The following is an 8462-nucleotide window of genomic DNA, read 5'->3' as shown; positions in this document are numbered from 1 at the left end:
AGTAGAATACTTTATTGAGCGACAACGACCATTGCGGGACGCAATACTCGGTCGTGTAGTTGATACCCTTTTTGTAAAACATTGACGATCGTTTCGGGTGCTACGTCGTCTTCTGCTGGAACTGTTTGAACCGCTTGATGAAGATTCGGGTCGAAGGTTTCACCTTCAGCTTTGATCTCTGTGATCCCCTCTTCTTTCAATGCAACGGTCAAACTCTCAAGTACCATTTCTACCCCTTTTTTCAGGCTGGCACTTTGATCATCTGTCACTTCCGTTGCTAAGGCTCTCTCCAAATTGTCGATCGCTGGTAATAATTTTTTCCCAAGATCCTGCGAACGGTAACGGATTAACTGTTCCCGCTCATTTTTGTTACGGTTAGACATATTTGCAATCTCAGCACGAGCTCGCAAGAATTTATCTTCCATTTCACTGAACTTGTTTGTTAAGTCTTCTACTTCAGAAACTTCTGGGATATCGATTTCTTCAGTTTCCATTGTTTCTTCCGCTTCAACTTCTTCTTCAACTTCATGTTTCTTTTCTTTTGCCACTACGCGTACTTCCTTTCTTTTTAGGAATCGTTTCTAGTGATATAAATCCAAAGAACGATAATAATCATCCAATGCATTTGTCAACTCGTATCGGAATACATCCAATAATCCGAAGATTTTTGAATACGGCATCGAGGTCGGGCCTAACAATGCGATCGTTCCTCGGCCATGTCCGCGAATTTCATAATTTGCTTGAATCATACTTAAATGATCAAACAAATCATTGCCTAACTCCGTACCGATCCGTACATGGATATTGTCATCTGAGGGAAGCAATAATTGTGTCAATTCATCCGAATTCTGCATCAGTGAATACATTGACTTTACATGATCGAAGTCCTGATCGGGATTGAAATTTAAAATATTCATTCGCCCACTAACAAAGACTTTATCTTCAAACGCCTCATTTAAAATCACATCGAACAAATGTCTGATGCCATCAGTGGTTTGAAAATAGCGATGTAAAATCATTGGAATCTCTGTTCGCAATTTCTGATAGACACTCATTAAAGGCTGTCCCACTAAACGATCATTGATGATTCGAACCATCTTCTCCAAGTCCTGACTGTCAACATTCTCAGGAATACGAAAAACTTGGCTTTCAACATTCCCTTTGTCAGTAACGATGATTGCTAAAATTTGGCGATCATTCAATGGAACGATCCTAAATCCTGTTAACGTCCGATCTTTCATTTCAGGGCCGAGTGAAAATGCCGTATAGCTGGTAACCTGCGAAAGTATTCTTGCGGATTGTTGAATAATATCATCAATCTCATGAATATCTTTCTTTAACGAACTGCGAATTTGATCTGCTTCTTGATTACTCACCTTTATCGGCGTTAGTAGATGATCCACATAATAGCGATATCCCAGAGCTGAAGGAATCCTTCCTGATGAGGAATGAGTCTTTTCTAGCAAGCCTAATTCTTCTAAGGTCTTCATGTCGTTACGGATAGTCGCGGAACTTGCTTTTACGCCTTCTTCCATTAAACTTTTCGACCCAACTGGTTGTCCCGTATGGGTAAAGTTTTGGATGATCAAGCTGAGAATCAGTTTTTGTCTTTCCGTTAACATTCATCTCATCCTTTAGTTAGCACTCTTTCTTTTTAAGTGCTAACTCGATTATTAATATACCACATCTCCTATAGAAGTCAAGTGAAAAAAACAAAAAATTAGCACTCTGCAGCAGAGAGTGCTAATCGTTTTTATTCAATAAAAATTCTTCAAAAACATCGTTGCCTCTAAACAATCCTGTCTTGGTCAGATGGATGCTGGTATCGGTCTCTGTAATCAGCTTTTGCTGCTTTAATTTTTCAACTACGTCACCATAAACATCGGTTATTGACTGCTTAAAACGGGCTTCAAAAACCGCCTTTTCAACTCCTAAAATTTTTCTTAAGCCCAAGAACATTTCTTCTTCAATTTGCTCTCGTTCAGATAAGTGTTCCTCTTCAAGAATTGGAAGACGATCGTCATTCAAAGACTTCAGATAATGTTGAATCGGCCCGCGATTTTTATAGCGTCGATTTTCTAAGTAGCCGCTCGCTCCTGCCCCGATCCCAAAGTAATTTTGATTATTCCAGTAAACTAAATTATGCTTACTCTCAAACCCTGGCTTAGCAAAATTACTGATCTCATATTGCATTCGTCCAGCTTTCTCCATTGCTTCAATTGTTTCAGCATACATTTGGGCCTCTACTTCTTGTTCAGGCAAATGCATTTTTCCTCGTCGCACCCAATTCATGAACATCGTTTGATTTTCTAAAATCAGGGAATAAAGTGCGTAATGCGGCAGATCTAAAGCCAACGCCCGCTCCACGGTATCGCGGAAACTTTCTAAACTTTGACCTGGCAACGCATAAATCAAATCAATCGTTACATTTCTAAAATCCTTTTTTTCTAAAAGTTGAATGGTGTCGTACACGTCTTGCGCATTATGCTTACGGCCAATTTTTTTAAGTAACCGATCATCAAACGTTTGGACGCCCATAGATATCCGATTGACGCCAAAATTACGCATCACATCTAATTTCTCTGCGGACAAATCCCCTGGATTGGCTTCCACAGTGAATTCTCCGTTCTCATAAGGAAGGATTTCTCTTAATCCACCGAATAGCCGGTCCAACTGTGCGGCATTCAAAGACGTTGGGGTTCCTCCGCCAATATAGAGTGTCTCCATCTTTTCGATCGGATGTTCACTCAGTGAAAGACGGGATTCTTTCAATAAAGCTTCTATGTATTCATCTACCGGCTGACCTTCAAGAAAAACTTTGTTGAAGTCACAGTAGTAGCAAATGTGTTCGCAAAATGGAATGTGGATATATGCGGATGTAGAGTGTGTCATTATGTCCCTCTTTCTGCTTTTAGTAACACAGGTATTTTACCACAATTGACAGTATTTGAAGCATTTGACTCATTACTAAAGACATTCATAGAAAAAAATTTTAAACGACTATCTCCTACCTATGAGCTTCAAAACTAAAAAACATCGCTTTCATATAAAAAGTCAAAAGCCTTAAAACTTTACATATTGAAAGTTTAAAGGCTTCTGACTTTACATTTGTTAAGTATTTTTCGGAATGACTTTACATTCGGTCGTTCCTTTAAGATTCAATATGATCACTGTCTGCGACGGATAACATACCATCCGAAAGTGCTGCTACTAACCAGTCCGATTCCCACTAAAGAAAGAAGAACATTCGGTTGATCACTTGTCCTAGGGTATTCTTTTTGTTGAATCGGCTGCTTTTCCTTCGCGGCAGTATTCGTGGCTGCTTGTGCAGTTGACGCTGTAGAAGGAGCGATGGCCTTTGTATTAGCAGCAGAAAGATCGTTTCCGGCAGAATCAATGATCGATTTTATTCGATCGACGGAGTCTTTCACATCTTTCGTACGATTTTTTGCATCAGAAATGGTTGCTTGTGCTTGGTTCGCACCTTCTGTCAACTGTCCCTTCAGTTCTTGCGCACCATTTTTTACCGCTGCACTATTCTCTTCAATAGCTGCTCGATCCGCATCTAATTGTTGTTGTAATTTCTCAGCATCCGCAACTTTTTGCTGCCATTCTGCCCTCGCCTGATCTAAGCGTTTTTGGGCTTGTGACCATTGATTCTCAATGTTGCCATGGTCCTTTTGTATTTGATCATTTACTTCCTTCACATGTTTTTGAACATCGGCATGGTGTTGATCGAGTTGCTCTTGGAGGTTTTCAAAATCAGTGTGATTCTCTTGATGTCGTTTTCCAGCCCGTTGCTGAGCATCAGCGAGCTCCTGAGCAATCTGCTTTTGCCGCGCCTCAAATTGCTGTTGGGCTGCCTTTATCGCTTCTTCGATGGCTGCTTGGTTCTTTGCCAGATCTTCAGTAGACGGAGTACTTGTTGTCTCTGTCGTGTCCCTTGCAGTGTGTTGCTCTGACCCCATCGTATCGGCGGAAACAGCGCCATTAAATAGAAGCAACCCTGCGGCAACACCTGCAAAAGAAACGATCCGTGTAACGTGATTCATAGTTTACTCATTCCTCTCGAGAACCATTATAAACACTGTTATTGAAAAGTGTGAATAAACAAATCTTAGATTTTGTCTAAAAAATCGAAATTTCATGATACTCAACTTGGACTATTTGAACCAATCTTCTCAAAATTTTTCCAGTTACATTCATACGCAAAAAAAACCAACAGCATGACCGTTGGTTTTAAAATTCTTACTATATAATATACTTTATTCAGTCAAAAACTTTTTGATAGCTTTTGCATTTGCTTCCGTATCCAGCTCTAAAACACTGCCACTTGGAGTATCATTATTGAATTCCCAAGATTTGTCAATCGGGACAGCCAGTGTCTCAACCTTTTCCGTATTTCCTAATGCAAAATCTTTTCCCACACTAAGAATGGTACTTTCAGGTAAATTCGTATCGACATAACCTAGCAGCTTCCCAGTGGTTTTCGGCAGCTTACTTAACGAAGTAACATCAGTCACCTGTTGAGAAATTGCGGAAATCACTTGCTGCTGTCTGCGGATTCGACCAAAATCGCTTTCCTCATCCTCGCGAAAACGGGAGTATTGCAACAGTGTATTGCCATCCATTTTTTGCTTGCCTGCTTTAATGAATACTTGGTCTAAATCCAAATCTTTCTCTGCGTCAATCGTTACACCCTTTGGAAAAAGACTATCAATCGCTTCTTTAAAATGATCGAAATCAATCGTGACGTAGTACTCGATCGGCATATCGAAATTTTCTTTCAGCGTTTTTCGAACTAGCTCAATGCCGCCGTAGGAATAAGCCGCATTTATCTTATCTTTCCCATGACCAGGGATATCGACATAGCTGTCTCGCATGATGGATACGAGCTTTGGTTGTTGCTTCTTCTGATCATAATGGGCGATCATTAAGGAATCCGACCGTCCGCGATCTTCCCCACGCGAGTCAGTTCCTATGATCAAGATATTCAAATCATTCTGGTCCGGTGCCTCTTCCCCATTAAAATGAATGTTATCCTTTGCTTGATGATGCTTTGTTGATTCATATCCCTGAACAAAGGAAAAAATGAGGTAACACTCAAAAATCAATAAAACACCTAAAACACCTAATAAGACACGTTTGAATACTTTCATAGAAACAGCCTCTCTTCACCATAAAAAATCAATCTTTCCCCTTACAAAAAGTCATAGAGGTTCGTTGATCTCTATCTATTGTTCTATCATTCACTCAGTGTAAACTAAAAATGATTTTGTTGCCATAATTTCTACTATTTTAAGAATTTTTGAAGAAACCTGTAGACTTCATAGCCCTTTCACATTCTTTCAATTTATACAATTGACTTAACAAATTGAAAGCAATTATCATTTTTACTTTTCAAATGTAAAGTATTTATCGCTATTTCTTTTCATTTGAAAAGTGATTTGAACTATTAGCGGGTTCCTCATAGACATCGCCTGCTCGTTTTTACGGTGTCCTGATTCCTGTAGGAAGTAGAATACTTTTACATTTAGATAACTAAAAAAAGGACTACTCAATTAGTCCCTTTACTCATTTTGTTGATTCGTCATTGATCCGAATACGTTCGACCGATTATTTTAAAAAAATGAACTCAAAAATAGATACTGCTGGCTTCTTCTAAATACTGTTTCTTTCTTTCTGGCCGAAAGATGAGTACTATTCCTTTCGAATCTGCTGATAGCACCATCTCTGTTCCGTCAATAGCACTTCCGTGTTTTAAGGCATACTCATACAGCTCGCTCACACCCCAACCCTTTGCCGCAAGCGTGACCAGCTCTAAACAGAGTGTATTCACTTTTCCTTCAACTTCCTGTGTCGCATACACCATTATGGGTGCAAAGCAACAGATATTTTTCAAGTGATCCATCACGATCACCCCCTCTTTCAGTATAACAAAAAGAGAATGTTTATAAGATAAGATTACCAACCAACAACTTAAAAAAAAGAAAAGAAAATTAACGAGACGTATCTTCTCTGTGTTTTCTTAGGATTCTTTTTGTTTATAATTCCTGTTTTTTTGATCCTACATCCTAATTTGATTGGTCAGCCAAAAGTTTTTCAAGCATCTATCACTCAATAACTTGTGACTCGTGCTATGATTTTAAAAAAAGCAGGTGATTCTTATGACTGACAATCCATCCGATCAACACTATAAGATTTCCGAGCTGGAAAAAGAACTTCAAACATTTATTCTTAAGAAGGAGCCCACTCTGACCTCGCAAACATCGATTTCTTATTTAAGCTTGTTGAACTATCGTTTTCAATCCCTTAATGAACAATTAAAAAATGAGGTCTCCACTTCAAAACAGCTTGACCATGAGTTGAAACATAAAATCCGGACGCAGCAAGTACACATCAAAAACGTTAATGACGCCTTAAAAACAAAGGAAACTTTCGGGCAAAGAGTCGCGGATGGCATCGCAAAATTTGGCGGAAGCTGGACATTTATTATTCTTTTCATCGTTGTTCTAGCAGCTTGGATCGCGCTAAACACACTTCCTCTGTTTTTTGAACCTTTTGACAAGTTTCCTTATATTTTATTGAACTTAGCCTTATCTTGTCTGGCAGCTATTCAAGCGCCAATCATCTTAATGAGCCAAAATCGACAAACTGACCGTGATCGAGTAGAAGCAGACAATGATTATGAAGTAAATGTTAAATCCGAAGTGGAGATTCACCTTCTCCATGAAAAAATCGATTATTTAATGGCATCGAAATGGCAGCATCTTATTGAATTACAGCAACTGCAAATTGAACTTTTGCAAGAAATCACTCAACAAAATCAAAAGACGCGTGAAATGTAGTCACAAATAAAGTAAGACAATTAACTAAACAGCCGAACAACTATCCTTCTGTCAAAGACGTTAGGAAATAGTTGTTCGGCTGTTTGATTATTCTGATGGTTCCTTTAGAGAATCAACCAGTTGTTCCTGAAACCATTCTAGATTGACTTCGTGGTGACGCTTAGAGTTTTCCATCATTTTAGCAAAATTAGAATGCAGTTGCTTCGAAGAGCTTAGGGCGTCGTCGATTAAACGAATTTTTTCTTTTGTTTGTTGAATTTGTGTTTGCAGCAATTGTTGGATCTCGTCGGGCCGACGTTGATTCGCAAAAAGCATGGACGTGTAAAAGGGAAAAGTGATTGGTTCACTTTTACTCCCGTATTTATAAAATAGTCGCTTGAATTCATTCTTACCTAATTCTGTCAGCACATATCGATTCTTTTCTTTTTCTTCAGGTCGTTCCGTAGACTGCACTTTTTCGATCATTCGTTTCTCTTCAAGTTGTTGGATATTATAATAGAAGGAACCTTTTGTAAATCGAACAAAGTATTGAAAATAATTGGCCTTCATCTCAGCCAATAATTCATAGCCATAAGATTCCGGCATTTCTTGCAACAGTCCTAAAATCAACAGTGGTATCATTCGTTTTCCCCCTATGATTCGTTTGAGACCTCAGTGAACCTTTCGATAAATGTTTGGTACGTTATTTCTCCAAGAGCAAAATCACGACTTAATAAATAAATTTTTTCATTTTTCATGGTTTCTCGCCCATAAATTTTACTTAGTGTTTCGTCTTCAGTGTTTAACGAATGTTGGATATCCATTTGCTTGTCAAAGGCTTCGTAATACCGAATACCGAACTGTCGTTGTGATTCAGCACTTATGTGGATACCGTCTAAATTGGCTTTCAACTTTTCAGCACTGACGATATAGCAATTATCTATTTCGCTTACGGCTTTCTTCGTCTCCTGATTGATTTCCTTAAATTCCGTCGCGCTCAATCCAAAGCCGCTTTTGCCAAGAAAATTGGGCAGTTCACCAACAATGATTGGTAACGCAAGCAACCCAAGTTCTTGCCGAAAATGAGCGAAAACAGCCTTCAATTTCTGCGCATACTCTTTGTAGAGACCATTCAGACTATCATTCTCGCCTTGATGCCATAAGATCCCAATCAATTCACTGGATTCCATCGCAAATTTTGCTTCTGACAACGCATGGCGCGTCAAAATCTGATCTTCAGCCCACTCATCGATGGAACTGCCGCCCTCCGCACAAGGGATCAATCCTAATTTTTCATCTGGATGATCCAGTGACCAAGCAGCTGCAAACGAAGCCGCCGGTCCAACACCTGCTACCTCACGATCAAAATGAATGGGCTCTGCCATCATTTGCCACCGCCCATTACGCAACATTTGGATATTTTCGTTATAGATTGCGGGTACATCCTTTACGTACCCGCGACCAGCCATGTTTGATTGTCCAATTAATAAAATGGATTTCATTTTATGCACATCAATTTCTATTTAGCTTACTATAGTCTAATTAGACTATAGTGTCAACTTTATAAATTAATCCGACTTTTCTTGGCAAAATATATTTGATTAGACAATTAAAGATACTAAAAAAGCTCTCTAT

At 39.0% G+C, this 8462-nt stretch carries 9 protein-coding genes; 1 reads left to right on the top strand and 8 read right to left on the bottom strand.

Going from position 1 to position 8462, the window contains the following annotated elements; genetic code table 11:
- Positions 1-11 precede the first annotated feature (11 nt).
- The 6 genes from grpE to A5868_RS06035 all read right to left on the bottom strand — a co-directional run bounded on the left by grpE (position 12) and on the right by A5868_RS06035 (position 5911).
- A complete protein-coding gene (grpE, locus tag A5868_RS06060) occupies positions 12-548 on the bottom strand; it encodes a nucleotide exchange factor GrpE (protein WP_010780986.1) in 537 nt (178 codons plus the stop codon).
- A 33-nt stretch (positions 549-581) separates the two neighbouring features.
- Positions 582-1622, bottom strand: coding sequence for a heat-inducible transcriptional repressor HrcA (gene hrcA, locus A5868_RS06055; protein ID WP_010780987.1), 1041 nt, complete (start codon positions 1620-1622; stop codon positions 582-584).
- Between the two features lie 121 nt (positions 1623-1743).
- Positions 1744-2892, bottom strand: a complete 1149-nt coding sequence (hemW, locus tag A5868_RS06050; RefSeq protein WP_086304349.1) for a radical SAM family heme chaperone HemW — start codon at positions 2890-2892, stop codon at positions 1744-1746.
- 275 nt (positions 2893-3167) lie between these two features.
- Positions 3168-4052, bottom strand: a complete 885-nt coding sequence (locus A5868_RS06045) for an LPXTG cell wall anchor domain-containing protein (protein ID WP_086304351.1) — start codon at positions 4050-4052, stop codon at positions 3168-3170.
- Between the two features lie 213 nt (positions 4053-4265).
- Positions 4266-5159 carry an LCP family protein gene (locus tag A5868_RS06040; protein WP_010781071.1) on the bottom strand — a complete coding sequence of 298 codons (894 nt, stop codon included), beginning with the start codon at positions 5157-5159 and terminating at the stop codon, positions 4266-4268.
- A gap of 476 nt (positions 5160-5635) precedes the next feature.
- On the bottom strand, positions 5636-5911 hold the full coding sequence (locus A5868_RS06035) for a hypothetical protein (RefSeq protein WP_086304353.1): 276 nt from the start codon (positions 5909-5911) through the stop codon (positions 5636-5638).
- A gap of 256 nt (positions 5912-6167) precedes the next feature.
- Here A5868_RS06035 and A5868_RS06030 point away from each other — a divergent pair, with 256 nt between their 5' ends.
- Entirely contained in the window at positions 6168-6848 is a 681-nt protein-coding gene (locus tag A5868_RS06030; protein WP_010781074.1) for a DUF1003 domain-containing protein, read from the top strand.
- Positions 6849-6935: 87 nt separating this feature from the next.
- Here A5868_RS06030 and A5868_RS06025 read toward each other — a convergent pair whose 3' ends face one another.
- Together A5868_RS06025 and A5868_RS06020 are read right to left on the bottom strand one after the other, a co-directional pair.
- Positions 6936-7469, bottom strand: a complete 534-nt coding sequence (locus tag A5868_RS06025; RefSeq protein WP_086304355.1) for a PadR family transcriptional regulator — start codon at positions 7467-7469, stop codon at positions 6936-6938.
- Between the two features lie 11 nt (positions 7470-7480).
- A complete protein-coding gene (locus A5868_RS06020; protein ID WP_086304357.1) occupies positions 7481-8329 on the bottom strand; it encodes a sialate O-acetylesterase in 849 nt (282 codons plus the stop codon).
- Positions 8330-8462 lie beyond the last annotated feature (133 nt).

It is taken from the genome of Enterococcus sp. 12F9_DIV0723, from assembly GCF_002174375.1.
GTDB lineage: Bacteria > Bacillota > Bacilli > Lactobacillales > Enterococcaceae > Enterococcus_A > Enterococcus_A gilvus.
The sequence above is the reverse complement of the archived record's forward strand: the minus strand, read 5'-3'. Positions and strand labels throughout refer to the sequence as shown.